The sequence below is a fragment of the Serratia sp. Ag1 genome, assembly GCF_000743355.1.
In the GTDB taxonomy this organism is placed as follows: Bacteria; Pseudomonadota; Gammaproteobacteria; order Enterobacterales; family Enterobacteriaceae; genus Chania.
This window is the reverse complement of record NZ_JQEI01000013.1, coordinates 36,372-55,292: the sequence shown is the minus strand read 5'-3', so window position 1 is coordinate 55,292 and position 18,921 is coordinate 36,372. Positions and strand designations below refer to the sequence as shown.

The 18,921-nt window shown below is 54.5% G+C and carries 18 protein-coding genes; 4 read left to right on the top strand and 14 right to left on the bottom strand.

Annotation, left to right across the window (positions count from 1 at the left end):
• Positions 1-41: 41 nt before the first annotated feature.
• A complete protein-coding gene (locus tag IV04_RS07760; protein ID WP_369794883.1) occupies positions 42-1,319 on the bottom strand; it encodes a cytosine deaminase in 1,278 nt (425 codons plus the stop codon).
• Positions 1,312-2,565, bottom strand: coding sequence for a cytosine permease (codB, locus tag IV04_RS07755; protein ID WP_037402784.1), 1,254 nt, complete (start codon positions 2,563-2,565; stop codon positions 1,312-1,314). The genes IV04_RS07760 and codB overlap by 8 nt, the downstream gene beginning before the upstream one ends.
• Positions 2,566-2,880: 315 nt before the next feature.
• Between codB and nirB the strand changes: the two genes are divergently transcribed.
• Genes nirB through cysG form a run of 4 tightly spaced genes read left to right on the top strand, consistent with a single transcriptional unit; the run spans position 2,881 to position 8,057 of the window.
• Positions 2,881-5,430: a nitrite reductase large subunit NirB gene (gene nirB / locus IV04_RS07750; RefSeq protein ID WP_037402786.1), complete on the top strand. Its 2,550-nt coding sequence runs from the start codon at positions 2,881-2,883 to the stop codon at positions 5,428-5,430.
• On the top strand, positions 5,427-5,762 hold the full coding sequence (gene nirD / locus IV04_RS07745; protein WP_037402789.1) for a nitrite reductase small subunit NirD: 336 nt from the start codon (positions 5,427-5,429) through the stop codon (positions 5,760-5,762). The genes nirB and nirD overlap by 4 nt, the downstream gene beginning before the upstream one ends.
• A 38-nt stretch (positions 5,763-5,800) precedes the next feature.
• Complete coding sequence (gene nirC / locus IV04_RS07740; protein ID WP_037402791.1) at positions 5,801-6,601, top strand: nitrite transporter NirC; 801 nt, start codon at positions 5,801-5,803, stop codon at positions 6,599-6,601.
• Positions 6,602-6,653: 52 nt separating this feature from the next.
• Positions 6,654-8,057: a siroheme synthase CysG gene (gene cysG / locus IV04_RS07735; RefSeq protein ID WP_037402793.1), complete on the top strand. Its 1,404-nt coding sequence runs from the start codon at positions 6,654-6,656 to the stop codon at positions 8,055-8,057.
• Between the two features lie 496 nt (positions 8,058-8,553).
• Here cysG and trpS read toward each other — a convergent pair whose 3' ends face one another.
• The 12 genes from trpS to pilM all read right to left on the bottom strand — a co-directional run bounded on the left by trpS (position 8,554) and on the right by pilM (position 18,856).
• The gene (trpS, locus tag IV04_RS07730; RefSeq protein ID WP_037402796.1) at positions 8,554-9,558 is read right to left on the bottom strand and encodes a tryptophan--tRNA ligase; all 1,005 of its coding nucleotides are present in this window, start codon (positions 9,556-9,558) and stop codon (positions 8,554-8,556) included.
• A complete protein-coding gene (locus IV04_RS07725; RefSeq protein ID WP_037402797.1) occupies positions 9,551-10,258 on the bottom strand; it encodes a phosphoglycolate phosphatase in 708 nt (235 codons plus the stop codon). Before IV04_RS07725 ends, trpS begins: the two co-directional genes overlap by 8 nt.
• Entirely contained in the window at positions 10,251-10,928 is a 678-nt protein-coding gene (gene rpe / locus IV04_RS07720; RefSeq protein ID WP_037402800.1) for a ribulose-phosphate 3-epimerase, read from the bottom strand. Before rpe ends, IV04_RS07725 begins: the two co-directional genes overlap by 8 nt.
• 54 nt (positions 10,929-10,982) lie before the next feature.
• Positions 10,983-11,795, bottom strand: coding sequence for an adenine-specific DNA-methyltransferase (gene dam / locus IV04_RS07715; RefSeq protein ID WP_037402802.1), 813 nt, complete (start codon positions 11,793-11,795; stop codon positions 10,983-10,985).
• Between the two features lie 84 nt (positions 11,796-11,879).
• On the bottom strand, positions 11,880-12,881 hold the full coding sequence (locus tag IV04_RS07710; RefSeq protein ID WP_037402804.1) for an SPOR domain-containing protein: 1,002 nt from the start codon (positions 12,879-12,881) through the stop codon (positions 11,880-11,882).
• Between the two features lie 161 nt (positions 12,882-13,042).
• Positions 13,043-14,137 (bottom strand): 3-dehydroquinate synthase, encoded by a 1,095-nt coding sequence (aroB, locus tag IV04_RS07705; protein WP_037402806.1) that lies wholly within the window; start codon positions 14,135-14,137, stop codon positions 13,043-13,045.
• Positions 14,138-14,351: 214 nt separating this feature from the next.
• Positions 14,352-14,873: a shikimate kinase AroK gene (gene aroK / locus IV04_RS07700; protein WP_004391482.1), complete on the bottom strand. Its 522-nt coding sequence runs from the start codon at positions 14,871-14,873 to the stop codon at positions 14,352-14,354.
• A 473-nt stretch (positions 14,874-15,346) separates the two neighbouring features.
• A complete protein-coding gene (gene hofQ, locus IV04_RS07695) occupies positions 15,347-16,576 on the bottom strand; it encodes a DNA uptake porin HofQ (protein ID WP_051916729.1) in 1,230 nt (409 codons plus the stop codon).
• Between the two features lie 64 nt (positions 16,577-16,640).
• The gene (locus tag IV04_RS07690; protein ID WP_037402810.1) at positions 16,641-16,985 is read right to left on the bottom strand and encodes a DNA utilization family protein; all 345 of its coding nucleotides are present in this window, start codon (positions 16,983-16,985) and stop codon (positions 16,641-16,643) included.
• On the bottom strand, positions 16,982-17,485 hold the full coding sequence (locus IV04_RS07685; RefSeq protein WP_051916728.1) for a hypothetical protein: 504 nt from the start codon (positions 17,483-17,485) through the stop codon (positions 16,982-16,984). The genes IV04_RS07690 and IV04_RS07685 overlap by 4 nt, the downstream gene beginning before the upstream one ends.
• Positions 17,478-18,014 carry a PilN domain-containing protein gene (locus IV04_RS07680; protein ID WP_037402812.1) on the bottom strand — a complete coding sequence of 179 codons (537 nt, stop codon included), beginning with the start codon at positions 18,012-18,014 and terminating at the stop codon, positions 17,478-17,480. Before IV04_RS07680 ends, IV04_RS07685 begins: the two co-directional genes overlap by 8 nt.
• Complete coding sequence (gene pilM / locus IV04_RS07675; RefSeq protein WP_037402815.1) at positions 18,014-18,856, bottom strand: type IV pilus biogenesis protein PilM; 843 nt, start codon at positions 18,854-18,856, stop codon at positions 18,014-18,016. The genes IV04_RS07680 and pilM overlap by 1 nt, the downstream gene beginning before the upstream one ends.
• Between the last annotated feature and the right edge of the window lie 65 nt (positions 18,857-18,921).

The following is an 18,921-nucleotide window of genomic DNA, read 5'->3' as shown; positions in this document are numbered from 1 at the left end:
TACATAAGGGTTCTGCTACCGCAGAACCCTTTTCATGGTACCTAACGCCGGAAATCCACTCTCTCCTCATCTTGCAGATACAGCCTAGTGGTCGCCGGTTGGGTTTCAGCAATGACCGCGCCATGGCGGATGGAATAACGCACTGGCGTTTGGCGGCGCACCGCGTCAAAACCGTTTTCTGCTGGCAGGATCACCAGATTGGCGCTATTACCCACCTCCAAGCCATAATCCTGCAAATGCATCGTCCGCGCGCTGTGGGTGGTGATCAGGTTCAGGCCATCGTTGATCTGGCTGTAACCCATCAGTTGGCAGACATGCAGCCCCATGTGCAACACTTGCAACATATTAGCGGTGCCGAGCGGATACCAGGGATCGAACACGTCGTCATGACCAAAACAGACGTTAATGTCTGCTTCCAGCATCTCTTTCACCCGCGTAATCCCACGCCGCTTAGGGTAAGTATCGAAGCGCCCCTGCAAATGAATATTCACCAACGGATTGGCAACAAAGTTAATCCCAGACATCTTCAGCAGGCGGAACAACCGTGAAGCGTACGCGCCATTATAGGAATGCATCGCCGTGGTATGGCTGGCAGTCACCTTGCTGCCCATTTCCAGTTTCAACGCCAACGCCGCCACGGTTTCGACAAAGCGTGATTGCTCATCGTCGATCTCGTCGCAGTGCACATCCACCAGCCGATCGTACTTCTGCGCCAAAGCGAATGCTTTATGCAGTGACTCCACGCCATATTCACGGGTGAATTCAAAATGCGGGATCGCTCCCACCACGTCGGCCCCCAGACGCAATGCCTCTTCCAACAGCGCCTCGCCATTGGGATAAGACAAGATCCCTTCCTGCGGGAAAGCCACAATTTGCAGCGTGACCCAAGGAGCCACCTCCTGCTTCACTTCCAGCATGGCGCGCAGTGCGGTCAACGTAGGATCGGAAACATCGACATGAGTACGCACATACTGCACGCCGTTGGCGATCTGCCATTTCAGCGTTTGCCAGGCGCGCTGCTTCACGTCTTCATGGGTCAGCAGCGCCTTGCGCTCAGCCCAGCGCTCAATGCCTTCAAACAACGTGCCTGACTGATTCCAGGCGGGCTCCCCGGCAGTCTGAGTGGTATCCAGATGAATATGCGGTTCGACAAACGCGGGCACGGCCAGACCACCCTCAGCATCGAGGGCATCACTACCTGCTCCCAACCCTGCAGGCTGCGGGATAATATGGGCAATGCGCCCCTGCTCAAACGCCAGTTGCCATAGCCCTTCATGGTCATTGAGGCGCAGGTTATTGATATATTTTATATTATTCACTGGCACACGATTCCTTGGTCTGTTGAATAAACTGGCGATTAACCAGCGGGTTCAATATTGCGTAACTCAACGCGGCACCCAGAACGGCATTAACCGGAACAATCCCCGGCAGCCAGTGCCCAGCAGCAACCCCCACCGCAACGGCCAGGATCGCCACCCAGTTGATATCCATCATCCTTGCCTGAGCAAACGTGAGGTAACGCCGCCGGTTCAGCAGATAGTCAACGATAATAATCCCACCGATAGGCGGAATGGCTGAGGAAAGGAAGGTCAGCCAACCGACAAAATTATTATACAGCCACAACGCGCTCAACGTACCGATGGCCCCATTGAGCAGCGACAATCCCTTGCTTGACCAGCCGGTGATATTGGCAAAACCCAGGCCAGAAGCGTATAGCGCATTATCGTTGGTCGTCCAGATGTTCAGCCCCAGCACGACGATGGCTGGCAGCAACAAACCTTGAGCAAACATCACGTCAGAAATATCGGCCATCCCCAGCGTTGCTGCGCCTGCGGCACCAAAAATAAACATCAGCGAGTTACCCAGGAAGAAAGCAACCAAGGCGACCATGACCGCCATTTTGGCACTGCGACCAAAACGCACAAAGTCAGCCGTTAGAGTACCCGCACTGATGAAGGAACCGATCACCATCGCCAAAGCGTGGTTAAAAGCCAGAGGTTCTGCGGGTGTAATCGCACGTACCACCGCCATACCGCCCGCATGTTGCACCGCCAGCCAGACAGAATAACTCCCCAGCACCGCAATAGCCGGGACCGCAATCGCCGAGAGTATGGTCAACGCCGAGATGCCGAAGAACACCGTTATGGTCATCAAGACACCGGAAATAGCGATGAGAGCGTTGATGTCCCAACCGGTCGCCTTGCCTACAGGAATAGCGAACATCGCCACTCCGACGCCAAACCACCCCACCTGCGTACCGCCGAGCAGTAGCGAAGGCAACCACGAGCCGCGCGTACCGAAAGAAAAACGTGCCAGCAAGTGCGTGGTCAACCCGGTTTGGGCACCGATGTACCCCAGGCAAGCGGTATAAATCCCCAACAGCAGATTACCTATCAACACCGCCAGGAAGAAGTCGCGATAGCCCAGCCCGGTTCCTAACGCTCCCCCGGTCCACATACTGGCGGAGAAAAAAGTGAGCCCCAACATCACAAACGTTAATGCCAATGCCCCTTTTTTGGCGTGCTGCGGCACCACTCCCTGGCTGAAATTATTATCCTGAGCCATATCGTTTCATCCTTCCCCATGCAGTTAAAAAACCGCCGCAGTTTATAATGCGGCACGCTGAAAGCAATCGGTTTCGCCAAACACCGTTCCTCTCTTACTGGGTTCAATTCTCTATCACAACGACAAAATAAAGAGCTTGCGTCTTAACTGGCTCGATTCAGCTAAAGTTGAATAAAAACCGCAACTTAACAAATATTGATAAAAATCATGCATATACCACATTAGAGGTATATGGCAGCCAAATTGATTTGTATCAATAAATCGCTGTCAGGGAGGAATAAGGTACACCTAGGAAATCAGAATTTTGAGGCAATAATGAGTAGAGTGAAACTCGCTGTCATCGGCAACGGCATGGTCGGCCACCGATTTATCGAAGATCTGCTGGATAAGGCAGACAAAGATCAGTTTGAAATAACCATCTTTTGTGAAGAACCCCGTATCGCCTACGATCGTGTGCATCTCTCCTCCTATTTTTCTCACCACACTGCCGAAGAACTTTCGCTGGTACGTGAAGGCTTTTACGAAAAACAGGGCGTGAAAGTGCTGGTAGGCGAACGTGCCATCACCATTAACCGGGCGGAAAAGGTGATCCACTCCAACACCGGCCGCACGGTGTATTACGACAAGCTCGTCATGGCTACCGGTTCCTATCCGTGGATCCCACCGATCAAAGGCTCCGAAAGCCAGGATTGCTTCGTTTACCGCACCATTGAAGATCTGAACGCTATCGAATCCTGTGCACGCCGCAGCAAGCGCGGTGCGGTAGTTGGCGGTGGCCTGCTCGGCTTGGAAGCCGCCGGGGCACTGAAAAGCTTAGGGATTGAAACTCACGTTATTGAATTCGCCCCAATGCTGATGGCCGAACAGCTCGACGCGATGGGCGGCGATCAATTGCGCCGCAAGATCGAGCGGATGGGCGTTAAAGTCCACACCGGCAAAAACACCACCGAAATTGTCAACGGTGGGCAAAACGCACGTAAAACCATGCACTTTGCCGACGGCAGTGAGCTGCAAGTTGATTTCATCGTCTTCTCCACCGGCATCCGCCCGCAGGACAAACTGGCCCATCAGTGCGGGCTGGCAACGGCACCGCGCGGTGGTATTGCGATTAACGACGCTTGCCAGACTTCCGATCCGGATGTCTACGCCATCGGTGAATGTGCCTCATGGCGCGAACGTACCTTCGGCCTGGTTGCACCAGGATACAAAATGGCGCAGGTGACTGCTGACCATTTACTGAATCGTGACAGCTCCTTCCAGGGCGCGGATATGAGCGCCAAGCTGAAGCTGCTGGGCGTTGACGTCGGCGGTATCGGCGATGCCCATGCCCGCACTGCCGGAGCACGCAGCTACGTCTATCTGGATGAAAGCAAAGAAGTCTATAAACGTCTGGTGGTCAGCGCAGACAATAAAACCCTGCTCGGCGCAGTTTTGGTGGGAGATACCAGCGACTACGGCAACCTGTTGCAGTTAGCCCTGAATAATATTGAACTGCCGGAAAACCCAGACAGCCTGATCCTGCCAGCCCATGCAGGCAGCAAACCGGCGATCGGTGTCGATTCGCTGCCAGACACTGCCCAGATTTGTTCCTGCTTCGACGTCAGCAAAGGCGACATCATCAAAGCGGTGAACCTGGGTTGCCACACCGTCGCGGCCATCAAGTCTGAAACCAAAGCGGGAACCGGCTGCGGCGGCTGTGTGCCGTTAATCACCCAAGTGCTGAATGCCGAACTGAGCAAACAGGGGATTGAGGTGAATAACCACCTGTGCGAGCACTTTGCGTATTCCCGCCAGGAGCTGTACCACCTGATCCGCGTCGAAGGCATTAAAACCTTTGAGGAGTTGCTGGCGAAATACGGCAAAGGCTACGGCTGCGAAGTGTGTAAACCCACGGTGGGTTCACTGTTGGCCTCCTGCTGGAATGAGTACGTGCTCAAGCCACAACATACGCCGCTGCAAGACACCAACGACAACTTCCTCGGCAATATCCAGAAGGATGGCACCTATTCGGTGATCCCACGCTCTGCCGGGGGGGAAATCACTCCAGAAGGCCTGCTGGCCATCGGCCAGATCGCCAAAGAATATAATCTGTATACCAAAATAACCGGCTCACAGCGCATCGGCATGTTCGGCGCGCAGAAAGACGACTTACCCGCCATCTGGAGCAAGCTGATCGCCGCCGGGTTCGAAACCGGTCACGCTTATGCCAAAGCGCTGCGCATGGCGAAAACCTGCGTTGGCAGCACCTGGTGCCGTTATGGCGTCGGCGACAGCGTGGGTTTTGGTGTACAGCTTGAACACCGCTACAAAGGCATCCGTACTCCGCACAAAATGAAGTTCGGCGTTTCTGGCTGTACCCGTGAATGTGCCGAAGCACAGGGGAAAGACGTGGGTATCATTGCCACCGAAAACGGCTGGAACCTGTATGTCTGCGGCAACGGTGGGATGAAACCGCGCCATGCCGATCTGCTGGCAGCGGATCTCGACAGCGATACGCTCCTCCGCTATCTCGACCGCTTTATGATGTTCTATATCCGCACTGGCGATAAGTTGCAGCGTACCTCGGTCTGGCTGGAAAGCCTGGAAGGCGGTATCGATTATCTGCGCAAGGTGATCATCGACGACAAACTGGGGATCAATGAGCAGTTGGAAAGCGAAATCGCCCGCCTGCGCAGCGCAGTCATCTGCGAATGGAAAGAAACCGTCGAAAATCCCGCTGCTCAGGTACGTTTCGCCCACTTCATCAACAGCAGCCAGCGCGATCCCAACGTGCAAGTGGTGCCTGAACGCGAACAACACCGCCCGGCGCGCCCGGATGAGCGCATCCCCGTTAGGGTTCTGGAAACCGAGGAGAACAACGTATGAGCCAGTGGATTTCCGTTTGCCCACTCGCCGAGATCCTGCCTGGCACGGGTGTATGCGCCTTGATTGGCGAGCAACAGGTGGCGATCTTCCGCCCTCGCGCTGATGAACAACTGTATGCCATCAGCAATATCGATCCATTCGCCCAAGCCAGCGTGCTATCGCGCGGCCTGATCGCCGAGCATCAGGGTGCATTGTGGGTGGCCAGCCCACTGAAGAAACAGCATTTCCGCCTGCATGATGGCCGGTGTATGGAGGACGAAAGCCGCTCCGTGGCCAGTTTCACCAGCCGGGTCGTCGACGGTATAGTCCAGGTAGCTAATTACCGGATATAACTTTCAAACTTTTTGTTTTTTAATTCCCAGGGAAATCTATGTTTACCGATACCATCAACAAATCTGCCGCCAACGCGGCGCGCATCGTTAAATTGGCGCAAGAGAGCCCGCTCGGCTTCTGGATCAGTTCAGCCATGGCCGGAGCCTATGTCGGTCTGGGCATCATCCTGATCTTCACCTTGGGTAATCTGGTGGATCCTTCAATCCGCCCATTGGTGATGGGGGCCACCTTCGGCATCGCGCTGACGCTGGTGATTATCGCCGGTTCCGAACTGTTCACCGGCCACACCATGTTCCTGACGCTCGGCGTAAAAGCGGGCACCATCAAACAAAGCCAGATGTGGGCCGTGTTACCGCAAACCTGGCTGGGCAACCTGCTCGGTTCGGTGCTGGTGGCGTTGATGTATTACTACGGTGGCGGCAGCCTGTTGCCGGTTGATACCAACCTGGTGCATACCGTGGCGCTGGCGAAAACCACCGCTCCGGCAGAAGTGCTGTTCTTCAAAGGAGTATTGTGTAACTGGCTGGTTTGCCTGGCGATCTGGATGGCGCTACGCGTGGAAGGATCAGCCAAGTTCATCGCCATCTGGTGGTGTTTACTGGCGTTTATCGCTTCCGGCTACGAGCACTCCATCGCCAACATGACGCTGTTTGCGCTCTCCTGGTTCGGCCATCACAGCGAAGCCTACACCCTGAGCGGTATCGGCCATAACCTGCTGTGGGTGACGCTCGGCAATACGCTGTCTGGTGCCGTGTTAATGGGGCTGGGTTACTGGTATGCCACACCACGTGCACAGCGCCCGCAGGCTGCAAGCGCCACGGTTCGTCAAACCGCATAACCCATCAGGGGTGAGTTATCGCCCCCGTTCACCACGTCCCCGAGGATTGCCGATGGATTACTTACCGATTTTCTGCCAACTGCAACATAAAGCCTGCCTGCTGGTCGGCGGTGGGGAAGTGGCAGAACGCAAGGCTCGCCTGCTGCTGGATGCCGGGGCACAACTGACAGTGAATGCCTGCCAGTTTAATGAGCAATTTCTGGCCTGGGCTGCACAAGGGCAAGTGACACTGGCCGAAGGCGAGTTTCATGCCGGATTGCTGGCAAAGAAATGGCTGGTGATTGCCGCCACCGATCGGGTTGAAGTGAACGCCTTGGTGTATCAATGTGCCAATCAGCAACGGGTATTCTGCAACGTGGTGGACGATCCAAAACGCGCCAGCTTTATCATGCCTTCAATTATCGATCGCTCTCCGCTGATGGTGGCCGTCTCTTCCGGCGGCAAAGCTCCGGTGCTGGCACGCCTGCTGCGAGAAAAGCTGGAAGCAATACTGCCGCTACATCTTGGCAAACTGGCCCAACTGGGTGGTTCGCTGCGCCAGCGGGTAAAACAGCAATTTGGTAACATCGGCGCACGCCGCCATTTCTGGGAAAAGCTGTTCGCCCACGATCGGCTGGCACAATCGCTGGCTAATCACGATACGGCCTTGGCTAACCAGCAGATAGAACAACTGTTTACACAGCAACCGGAAGAACAAGGTGAAGTGGTTTTGGTGGGCGCTGGGCCAGGCGATGCCGGGTTGCTGACGCTGAAAGGCCTGCAGCAAATCCAGCAGGCCGACGTAGTGGTTTACGATCGCTTGGTTTCTGAAGAGGTGATGGCGCTGGTGCGCCGCGATGCCGAGCAGATCTTCGTGGGCAAACGCGCCGGATATCATTGCGTACCGCAAGAACATATCAATCAAATCCTGCTGGAACAGGCTCAACAGGGCAAGCGCGTGGTCCGGCTGAAAGGCGGCGATCCGTTTATCTTTGGCCGTGGCGGTGAAGAGTTAGAAACTTTAGCCGAAGCGGATATTCCGTTCTCAATCGTGCCCGGCATTACCGCTGCGTCCGGCTGTTCTGCCTACAGCGGCATCCCCCTCACCCATCGCGATCACGCCCAGAGCGTGCGGCTGGTGACCGGCCACGCCAAGGCCGATGGTGAACTCGACTGGGCGACGCTGGCTGCTGGGCAACAAACGCTGGTGTTTTATATGGGCCTGGCGCAGGCGGCAGAGATTCAACGGCAACTGACGGCACAGGGTATGCCTGCCACCACGCCGATTGCGCTGGTGGAAAACGGGACATCCACCCGCCAGCGGGTAATTGAAGGGGAATTAGCTCGATTGGGGGAACTGGCAAAACAGGCCGCCAGCCCAAGCCTGATTATCGTTGGCAGTGTGGTCAGCCTGCGCAGCAAGCTGAACTGGTTCTCCAGCCGGGAAGCGCCGGAAAACCTTAGCAAAACGGCGTAAGAAAAGCAGCTGTTCATGGCCGGTTACCCCTGGCAACGGGGTCTTACTCAGCAGGCCATGATGCGCGCAACGTCAACACCCGAATCTGTAACCACCGGGCAACCTTTCCAGGGGGATTGATAACAACCGATTAGACATTGCGGTCGGTGAGATGAGCACGGGGGTTGAGGCCATTGAAGGCGCCGAACGGAGACACGGCGCATAGGCGAACGCGCCACGGACGGCGCGTTCAGGCGAGACAGTCAGGGACGACTGTCGTAGCTGGCCTTAATGTGCGGTGGCGGAGTGAGGGTAGTGGGCGAAGCCCACCGCCTGATATGGCAAGGGCCGGGGTGTTGGGGGCTGGCTCTTGAGCCCCCAACTCGGTCGTGTTCACCCGCGTTAATGAATAAACACAAGAGGTGTAGCGACCGAAATAAACACACATCCCATAACAAACCTCAAGATGTGAACAAGAGACAACTCCCCGAATGGAGATGGAAGTATTGGTCAGCGACTACGGGTGTGGCACAAAACCCACCGCTTCATACACTTTCGCCAGCGTTTCCTGCGCACGAGCACGCGCTTTGGTCGCCCCATCACGCATCACCTGCTGCAAAAATGCCTCATCATTGCGGAAACGGTGATAACGCTCTTGGAGTTCACTCAGCATGCCGGAAACCGCTTCTGCCACGGCACCCTTCAGGTGACCATACATCTGGCCGGCGAACTCAGCTTCCAACTGTGCAATACTCTTGCCGGTAACACCCGATAAGATATCCAGCAGGTTGGAAACGCCCGCTTTGTTCGCCACGTCGTAACGGATGACCGGTGGCTCTTCCGAGTCGGTCATTGCGCGCTTGATTTTTTTGGTCACCGCACTCGGATCTTCCAGCAAGCCAATCACGTTATTACGGTTATCATCCGACTTGGACATCTTTTTGGTCGGTTCCTGCAGTGACATCACGCGCGCACCCGATTTCGGAATAAAAGGTTCTGGTACTTTGAACACGTCGCCATACAGGGCATTGAAACGCTGACCGACATCACGGCTCAGTTCCAGATGCTGTTTCTGATCTTCACCCACCGGCACCTGGTTAGTCTGATACAGCAAGATATCTGCCGCCATCAGCACCGGGTAGCTGAACAAGCCTGCATTGATGTTTTCTGCATAGCGTGCCGATTTGTCTTTAAACTGGGTCATACGGCTCAGTTCACCGAAATAGGTGTAACAGTTGAGCACCCAGCTCAATTGCGAATGCTCCGGCACATGAGATTGCACAAAAATAGTGCTTTTTGCCGGATCAATACCGCAGGCAAGGTACAAAGCCAGCGTATCCAGCGTAGCTTTACGCAGTTTTTCGGCGTCCTGACGCGCGGTAATCGCATGCAGGTCAACAATGCAGTAAATGCAGTCATAGTCATCCTGCATTTGAACCCACTGACGCAGTGCACCCATGTAGTTGCCAATGGTCAGTTCGCCAGACGGCTGTGCGCCGCTAAATACAATGGGCTTACTCATGATTCACTTCCTGATTCTCTGAAGATGATAGCCCGAGAGCGGGCAACAAATCGGCAAAGCGCTCCAACACGCGATCGGGATGGCTCAAGGCGATCGCTTCACCGTAGTTATATCCATAAGTCAGACCAACGCTGGGGCAACCTGCCGCCTGCGCTGCCTGGATGTCATTGCGGGAATCCCCGACAAACAGCACTTCGCTGGCTCGCAGGCCAAGCTTGCCGAAAACCAGATACAGGGGGGCTGGATGCGGTTTTTTTATCACCACATCATCACCGCCGATAATCAGCGAAAAAGTGTCAAGAATGCCGAGCTCTTTCAGCAACGGAGCCACAAAGGGCGTCGGTTTGTTGGTCACCAGCGCCATCGGGTAACCACCTTTAACCAAGCAATTAAGCGTTTCTTTCACCTGTGGGAACAGACGGCTACCGCTACTGACGGTTTGTGCGTAGAAATGATCGAAACGCTCACGCATCTGCAGGCAATGTTCCGGCGTGACGTCAACTTCCGCCCAGCGCAGCGCACGCTGCACCAGGACATCCGCACCATTACCGATCCAGGTACTGACACGCGCCTCACCCGCCTGCGGTAAGCCCATTGCTGCCAGTGCCAAATCGATAGCTGCCGCCAGCCCCGGAGCACTGTCAACCAAAGTGCCATCCAGATCAAAAGCCAGGCCGCGAACGGCGCTGAAATCAGCCATGGTTCACCTTCGCCAGTTCACGACGCATTTCGTCAATCACTGCGCGGTAATCCGGTTTGCCAAAAATAGCGGAACCAGCGACGAACATGTCGGCCCCCGCAGCGGCGATCTCAGCAATATTGTCCACCTTCACTCCACCGTCGACTTCCAGACGGATGTCGAACCCGCTGTCGTCGATCAGTTTACGCACCTGACGCAGCTTATCCAACGTACCGGGGATAAAGGATTGCCCACCAAAACCGGGGTTAACCGACATCAGCAGGATCACATCCAGTTTATCCATCACATAATCAAGATAGCTCAGTGGCGTCGCCGGGTTAAAGACCAGGCCGGCTTTACAGCCGTGTTCCTTGATCAGTTGGATGGTGCGGTCAACGTGTTCGGAGGCTTCGGGATGGAAAGAGATGTATGTCGCACCAGCTTTGGCGAAGTCCGGTACGATGCGATCGACCGGCTTAACCATCAGATGAACGTCGATGGGGGCGGTGATACCGTAATTGCGCAGCGCTTCACACACCATCGGCCCAATCGTCAGGTTGGGGACATAGTGGTTGTCCATCACGTCAAAGTGCACCACGTCACTACCGGCGGCCAACACCTTGGCAGTATCTTCACCTAACCGGGCAAAATCTGCCGACAGAATGGACGGGGCAATCAAAAACTTTTTCATCCGCTTCTCCAAACGTAGGGTTTGAGTTCTTACACGCCGGGGCGCAACCCCGACTTAGCGATATAGCGCCAGAAGTTCGTTTACTTTACTGCGGCCAAGGATATTACGGCTGATCGTCCGACGTGCCGATACCTCAAAGAATTCAGCATGTTGATACCAGTCGCGTGTCAGTTCGGTATCATGATTGGAAATCAACACTGGCACCTGACTTTCTACCGATAGCTGATGCGCCAACTGTGCCAGCCCTTGCTGATCGGCCAGGCTGAAACTGTTGGTATGATAGGCGGTAAAGTTCGCCGTTGCCGAAAGCGGCGCATAAGGCGGATCGCAATAAACCACTGCGCCGCGCGTTGCCTTGGTCATGGTATCGCGGTAATGCTCGCAGACGAAAGTAGCATTGCGGGATTTTTCAGCAAACCAGTACAGTTCCTCTTCTGGAAAATACGGTTTCTTATAACGGCCAAATGGGACGTTAAATTCACCACGCAGGTTATAACGGCACAGACCGTTATAACAGTGGCGATTCAGATAGAGAAACAGCTGCGCCCGCCAGTAAGCATCAGCACTCGTATTGAACTCTTCACGCAGCCGGTAAAACTGCTCCGAGATATTGTATTCGTCAGCGAAAAGAACGCGGGCATCGCGCACGAAGTCATCCGTGCGCAGCTTAACGATGTTATACAGATTAATAAGATCGCTGTTGATGTCGGCGAGAATGTAGGCGTCGTATTCCGTGTTCAAAAAGACCGAACCCGCACCTACGAAGGGCTCAATTAAGCAGTCACCCGCTGGCAGATAACGACGGATCTCGTCAACCAGCGGGTATTTTCCACCAGCCCATTTTAAAAAAGCGCGGTTTTTCTTCATGCCGTCAGTTAGCTACTTATACAATTCAGAGCGGCGGATTGTACTCTGTTCCAGACAGCACATCAGCGCACAAAATTAAATGGTTTATTTTTTAAGGTCTTGCTGTACCTGGTGCACAGGCCGGACCCATGGTTTTTTCGCCTGAACCTCTGCCGGTAACGTAGCAACAGCCCGCTTCGCATCCGCTGAAGAAGCATAGTTACCACTCACCAACACAAACCACGGCTTACCGTCACGCTTGGTTTCATACACGGTAAAGTTCTGCAGACTATGTTGTTTGGCAAAAGCTTTCAACGTATCGGGGCGAGAAGCACTGCTTAATTGCAGCGTGTAATGGCTGCCCGGTGCCGCAGCAATGGAACCTGTACTACCGCTCACCACACCGCTTTTTACCTGTGCTGGCGGCGTATAAACCGTCGTTGTCGTTGAAGCAGGCTTCACTGCTGTCACGGGTTTCGCTGCCGTTTTTGCCGGGGTTTTATGCTGCTGTGGCGCTGAAATAGCATGGTTATTCACCGGGCGGGTGGACTCCCGTGCACCTGCACCGTTCATCACGGTGGCTGGCGCAGTGGGTAATCCTGCAACCGGGGAGTTCAGCGTCTGCGCAGCGGCATCAACCTGATTCTGCTGAGATGACAACGCATCTGCCATATTACCTGGCAATTCAACACGCTGCTGTGCCCCACCTTGTAGAAGTTGTGGTACTGCTTCGGTCGGCGTGCTGGAAATGGGCGGAACGCTGATATTTTGCGGTTGCTGCGGTTGAGCCTGCCCGACACCATTGTTATCGCCGCTATCGGTGGTGCCACCGGGGACACCGCCGTTACTGTTGGCTAGCGATGAAGAGCCCGACAGGTTGATATCGCGGGTGGCTCCTTGCTGCGCCGCTTCATGCTGGGTTGGTGCTTTTAACGCAGAACCGATACCCAGAATCAACACCAACAGAACTAGAATACCGACACCAATCATCAAATGCTGACGCGATAGGGCAAAACTCGGCCCCGTTGCTGACCGCCGCGAACGTGTCGGACGACGATCGCTAACATCAGGTCTAAGAAGATCATCTTCTGGTTTAAATTCGTCCATCTGAAACCCTCCAACTAGAGGCAAAAAAAACCACCACCCTGAACCCAGCATGGTTCGAGACTATTAACCCGATGATAGCAAAGCAATACTCATATTGCTTTACGCACGTATTATCCACAGAGACGAACAGCAGCTAATCACTGGCTGCTATTCCGACTGACTCACTGTGACAACGGCAGGCAATCCGTAATCGCAGCCAGCACTGTATCACGTGCTACACCGCCACGAACTTCCGCCTCACCGATTGCCTTCGGTAACACCAGGCGCAGCTCCCCTGCCAACACTTTTTTGTCGCGCATCATATGCGGCAGATAGGCGTCAGGTGCCATCTCCTGCGGCCCGCACACCGGCAATCCGGCACGCAGCAACAGGGCTTTGATACGTTCAATATCGGCGATAGATAATTGGCCCAAGCGTTGTGCCGTATGCGCGGCCATCATCATACCTGCCGCCACGGCTTCGCCGTGCAGCCAGACACCGTAGCCCATCTCGGCTTCAATGGCATGACCATAAGTATGGCCAAGATTAAGCAGTGCGCGCAGGCCGCTTTCGCGCTCATCGGCGGCCACCACTTCAGCCTTCAATTCGCAGCAGCGGCGGATGCAGTACGCCAGCGCATCCATATCCAACGCTACTAACGCATCAATATTGTTTTCCAGCCAGACGAAGAAATCACCATCGAGAATAATCCCGTATTTGATCACTTCCGCCAAACCAGAAGAAAGTTCACGCGCCGGTAACGTGCGCAAACAGTCGAGATCCACCACCACCGCAGCTGGTTGGTAGAAGGCACCGATCATGTTTTTACCGAGCGGGTGATTGACGGCAGTTTTGCCACCAACAGAAGAATCCACCTGCGAGAGCAGCGTGGTAGGCACCTGAATAAAACGCACACCGCGTTGATAGCACGCTGCAGCAAAACCCGTTAGATCGCCAACCACACCACCGCCGAGGGCAATAAGCGTGGTATCACGACCATGCGGCTTTTCCAGCAACGCCGAGAACACTTGCTCGAGTACGGTAAGAGATTTGTACTGTTCACCATCAGGCAGTATCACCTGATCCACCACAACGCCGCTTTGCTCCAGAACCTTGCGAACCGGCTCCAGATAAAGCGGGGCCAGGGTCTGATTAGTGACCAGCATGACCTGTTCACCTGCCTTTAACGGCATAAAAGAAGCCGGATCGTTAAACAATCCGGCAGCGATGGTAATCGGGTAGCTACGCTCCCCAAGCGTTACGGTAATTCTCTCCATGTCGCGCTCAGTTCTCGGTGTGGTTTATCCCCGCAGTGCGGGGAACACAATCAGAATTTCCGCATTTGCCCGTAGCCAACACGGAAACCGCTGTACTCTAAATCATTCGAGTTGCAGGCAGCAGGCTCTTGAGCCCCCAGGTGCATAGATAACTATGTGACTGGGGCGAGTAAACACAGCCAACGCACATGCGACTTGAAGCATGACGAGTCTATCAGTTGCTTTCCAGCATATTGATTATCTGGTTGGCAACCACTTTAGCGCTTTGATCGTCTGTGCGGATAGTGACATCTGCGATTTCTTCGTATAACGGATTGCGCTCTTTCGCCAGCGCTTCCAGCACTTCACGCGGAGGAGAATCAACCTGCAACAGCGGACGCTTTTTGTCGCGCTGGGTACGGGCCAATTGCTTCTCGATAGTGGTTTCTAAATAGACCACAACACCACGCGCCGACAGGCGGTTGCGCGTTTCACGCGACTTAACCGAGCCTCCGCCGGTAGCCAGCACAATCCCCTGCTTTTCTGTCAGTTCATTAATGACTTTTTCTTCACGATCGCGGAAGCCTTCTTCCCCTTCCACGTCGAATACCCAGCCCACGTCAGCTCCGGTACGTCGCTCAATTTCTTGATCGGAGTCGAAAAACTCCATATTGAGTTGCTGAGCTAACTGACGGCCAATAGTGCTTTTGCCGGCACCCATAGGCCCAACCAGAAAGATATTGCGTTTCTCTGCCATGTTTTTCGGTATTACTAAGACAATTCGTTAATGATAACCCGCCCCGCCAATCAAATTAGCGGCGGGACCTAAACTGAAACCTCATGAGCGATAGTGCGAGATCAGACGGGAAATTATCTCAACACTCTTGGTAGTTTGGCAACCGAATAAATCGCTATCCACGCCGCAGGAGGGAAACCATACGTTTTTAACGGCGTCTTATATATCCTATGGAGTTCAAATTACAGCCAAGCCACAAACGTAGCCCTTTCAGAAACTTACTAAAGCAAGTGACTGAGCGACTTCGTGCAGCCAGCAACACTGCAGCTTGAAAGACGCCGGATATAGCATTAATAAAACAGCCTCGGAGCCTAATTCGGTAACCCTTGTAAGCTAAATCGGTCGCAGCGTCAAACTCAGATGCCCCTATGGCAAGAAAAAAGTCTCTCTGACCATTAACTTTTGTCTTTTCCGTTAACGACAACCCCAGCAACTCAGACCTTAATCAGCGTAGGAGTAATAAATATCACCAACTCACGCCTTTTATGCTGTTTGCTGTCGTGCTTGAACAACGATCCCAGCCATGGCACGTCCGCCACGCCCGGAACTTTGTTAGCGCCACTCGTCTTCTGCTGCTGAAATATACCACCTAATACAATGGTTTCACCGTTTTTTACCGTCACTTGAGTTTTGATTTCCTGCTTGTCGATAGCCAAAGCCTCACCTGCCCCCTGCTTTATCGATCGGCCAGGCGTGTTCTGGCTGATTTGCAGCGTTAGCGTAATACGGCCATTGGGCAGGATTTTAGGCGTCACTTCCATCCCCAATACCGCCTCTTTAAACTCCACGGAGGTCACGCCACTGGTACCATTCGAAACTTCGTAAGGGATTTCTGTGCCTTGTTTAATACTGGCCGTCTGCTGATGCGCCGTCAGCAGGCGCGGGCTGGCGATGATCTCCACCTCATTTTCCTGTTCCAGCGCCGACAGTTCCAGATCCAGAATACGCCCGCTGATGCGCGCCAGATGAAACCCCGCCGTTACCGCACTGTTTTCCACCGGCAACCCCACGCTGAAGTTATCTATCCGTAAAGGCTGCGGTGGTTTTTCATCGGATAACAGCCCCCAGCGCACACCGAGTTCGCGCAGGTTTTCACTGCTGATCGTGACAATGTGTGCCGCCAGTTGAACCTGTTCCAGTGAGGTGTCCATATCGGCAATCCAGGCCTTCATCTGAGCCAGTGCGGCGGCGGTATCTCGGAGTAACAAGGCATTGGTGCGCTTGTCCACGACGACGCTACCGCGCTCGGTCATCAACTTGCCACGTTGGCTATCCAGACTCTGGGCGATCTCTCCGGCGTCGGCATGTTGCAGCGAAATCGTCAGGTTCGCCAAAGGTAACTGTTGCGCCAACGCCTGCTGTCGACGCTGTTGCTCCTGTTCGTCCGGCTCGGGGAAAACCAGCATCACATTGCCGTCGAGAGTCATCGTCAGTTTCCCCATACGCAACACCACCGCCAGCGCCTGCTGCCACGGGACATTATCCAAACGCAATGTCAGATTGCCCTCCACACCCTCGGCGGCAACCAGATTCAGTTGCTGGTATTCCGCCAATGCCTGTAAGACCAGGCTTACTGGTGTATCGTGAAACTCCAGTGAGATTGGCTTTTCTTGCTGCACTTCTTGCTGTGCTTCTTGTTGCACTTCTTGCTGTACTACGCCCATCGCTAGGCAAGGGAACGCCAGCCACAGCGCCACCAGCCAATGACCTCTTTTCATTTCCATTTCCTTATGGTTTGCCCAACGTCAGAACAATATGAGCGGTGGCGGGCAGACAAAGACGCTCAACACCAACCTCATTGAACTCAAGCTGCCGCGCCTGGATACGCGCCACCTGCCAGAGCCCATCTAACAGCGTCTGCTGCGGTTGCAGCCTCAACCATTGCCCCTGTGGCGTCAGCAACCAACCATGCCGTAAACCAGGTTCACCGATAGTGCCTTTCAGTTGCCAAGCAGCAGGGGAAGTGGCAGATGACACACAAGGGACGACGAGAGGCGGTTGGAATGGGTCGCGGTCTTGAACCGCCAAAACCGGGGTGGCAAACATCAGCCACAGCCAATATTGCCACTTCATTCGCTCCGCTCCTCTTCCGGTGTGAGCAGAGTCAACTGAGTGATCAGCCCTCCCGCTTGCTTTTCGACCGCCATTTGGCCAACACGTGACGTGGGTGACAACCCTTCCAGCAAATGCAAAAGCCCGGGGTAATCCAACTGCAATTTTACGACTTGTTGTGCGGGTTGTTGTTGCCAGCGCAGCAGCACGCCCCCGGCCCGATAGAGTTTGCTGCCAAAGCTCTCGGTCTCTACGGGCAATACCGATGTCTGGTGCTGCAAGCGCAGTTGCAACTCTTCCAGTGCGGGTAAGCGAGACAACTGCAGCCGATGTTCGGCAAGTAACTGCTCCAAACGCTGTTGCTGCATACGCAAATGTTCGCGCTGTTGCCATTCTCCATACACCAGGAATGCACCACTCAGCACAACCAGACCCGCCAAAAGCAGCCATTGAGCCACCAGCAACTGCCAGCCAGGCCGATTGAGCCAAGACCTTATCCAATCTGGAAGCGGTTTATCCATCTTTCCCCCAGCGCGCCATCAGGGTGAAAGCCAAGACGCCATCTTTATGCTGTGTCACTTCCGCTAAACGGTTACCTTGCAACAGAGGCAAGGCGGCCAAGCGCTGTTCAAACAGGGCAATTGCTGCGTACTGCCCGCTAAAACCCCGTAAAGAGATCCCCTGCGCATTCTCTTCTAACGCCGTCAGCCATAGCTCGTCGGGTATCACTGCCGCAAGTTGTTGCAGTAAAGCCAGGTAACGCAGGTTATGCCTGGCGTTCTGCTGGCGACGAGTCTCTTCTGCGGTTAAGCGAGCCAGCGTGGCCATTACCTGCTGTGTTTGCTGGAGCCGCTCCGCCAGCACCTGACTTTGCTGCGTCAATCTCTGCACAGTTCTCTGCTGTTGTTCCTGCTGATAGCTCAGCAGAAAGAAAACCGTAACCGGCAATGCCAGAGCAAACACCAGTTGAACCCCAAACATTCGCCGCCAAAACCCATAACGCTGCCGCAACGCCCTGAGACGCCAAGGCAAAAGATTGACCTGATACATCAGCGATCCTCGCGGCGCAGTGCCAACCCACCAGCCAGCACAAAAGCCATAGGTTGAGCTGGCAACGGCGGCTGTAAATAGCTAAAGGCAGTGAAAGGCGACCAGGATCTACCCCCAGTAGGCAAGGGTTCGTCCAACACGCTGCTGTAATAGATCTCCTGGTCGCCCAGCGCCGGGCAAGCAATGCGCATGGCGCTCAACGCCTGTTGTACGCTCTCGAACTCACCAGCAGGCAATACGCCGTAGGCAAATGGCATACTGCGCGGTGCAACCCACAACCACTCTTGTTCCAGACGATGCAGCAAACCCATATCGCGATTCAACCCAGCAAAAGCGGCCATCGCACATAACACGCTGGGGCTGATATCAATGACCTGCGGTTGAAGATCGGCTGCCTGCAGGCAGTTTAACCACTGCTGCAGCTCTTGCTGGCGCGCGGCGGTGAGCAGCAGTTGGTGGGTATTTGACGGAGCGATACGGTAATCCATCGCCAGGGTTTGGCTATCGAGCGGGAATTGTTTCAGCCCCTGCATAGTGATGTAGTCATGGCGAACCGGCTCACGTAAACGAACATCCGGTAACGGCAAGGTATGCTGTAAAACCCGCTGCGCCGGTAAAGCAATGCGTAAGGAAATATGTCTTGGTAACCGAATACGCCACTGCTTTAGCAGGGTGATCAACGTTTCAGAGCTCTCAAGATAACCGTCGCGCAATACCGGCATGGGCAGTGCCTGTTGCCACCAATGCCGCAGTTGCCAACCACTGCGGCGCGGCTGTGCCGCCAAGGCACGTACACAGTTGCTCTGAATATCCAGGCCTACCTGCCACGTCTGAGAGAACATATTTCACCCCGTTTCCGTTTCGTCTGATGATAAAAGAACATATCCATGTTGCAGGCTTGCCTTTA

Coding starts and splice junctions, on each gene's coding strand:
- nirC (WP_037402791.1), top strand. CDS start 5,801: ATGTTTACCGATACCATCAACAAATCTGCCGCCAACGCGGCGCGCATC.
- hofQ (WP_051916729.1), bottom strand. CDS start 16,576: ATGGGCGTAGTACAGCAAGAAGTGCAACAAGAAGCACAGCAAGAAGTG.
- codB (WP_037402784.1), bottom strand. CDS start 2,565: ATGGCTCAGGATAATAATTTCAGCCAGGGAGTGGTGCCGCAGCACGCC.
- aroK (WP_004391482.1), bottom strand. CDS start 14,873: ATGGCAGAGAAACGCAATATCTTTCTGGTTGGGCCTATGGGTGCCGGC.
- IV04_RS07710 (WP_037402804.1), bottom strand. CDS start 12,881: ATGGACGAATTTAAACCAGAAGATGATCTTCTTAGACCTGATGTTAGC.
- pilM (WP_037402815.1), bottom strand. CDS start 18,856: ATGTTCTCTCAGACGTGGCAGGTAGGCCTGGATATTCAGAGCAACTGT.
- dam (WP_037402802.1), bottom strand. CDS start 11,795: ATGAAGAAAAACCGCGCTTTTTTAAAATGGGCTGGTGGAAAATACCCG.
- trpS (WP_037402796.1), bottom strand. CDS start 9,558: ATGAGTAAGCCCATTGTATTTAGCGGCGCACAGCCGTCTGGCGAACTG.
- IV04_RS07725 (WP_037402797.1), bottom strand. CDS start 10,258: ATGGCTGATTTCAGCGCCGTTCGCGGCCTGGCTTTTGATCTGGATGGC.
- aroB (WP_037402806.1), bottom strand. CDS start 14,137: ATGGAGAGAATTACCGTAACGCTTGGGGAGCGTAGCTACCCGATTACC.
- nirB (WP_037402786.1), top strand. CDS start 2,881: ATGAGTAGAGTGAAACTCGCTGTCATCGGCAACGGCATGGTCGGCCAC.
- IV04_RS07680 (WP_037402812.1), bottom strand. CDS start 18,014: ATGTATCAGGTCAATCTTTTGCCTTGGCGTCTCAGGGCGTTGCGGCAG.
- IV04_RS07690 (WP_037402810.1), bottom strand. CDS start 16,985: ATGAAGTGGCAATATTGGCTGTGGCTGATGTTTGCCACCCCGGTTTTG.
- nirD (WP_037402789.1), top strand. CDS start 5,427: ATGAGCCAGTGGATTTCCGTTTGCCCACTCGCCGAGATCCTGCCTGGC.
- rpe (WP_037402800.1), bottom strand. CDS start 10,928: ATGAAAAAGTTTTTGATTGCCCCGTCCATTCTGTCGGCAGATTTTGCC.
- IV04_RS07685 (WP_051916728.1), bottom strand. CDS start 17,485: ATGGATAAACCGCTTCCAGATTGGATAAGGTCTTGGCTCAATCGGCCT.
- cysG (WP_037402793.1), top strand. CDS start 6,654: ATGGATTACTTACCGATTTTCTGCCAACTGCAACATAAAGCCTGCCTG.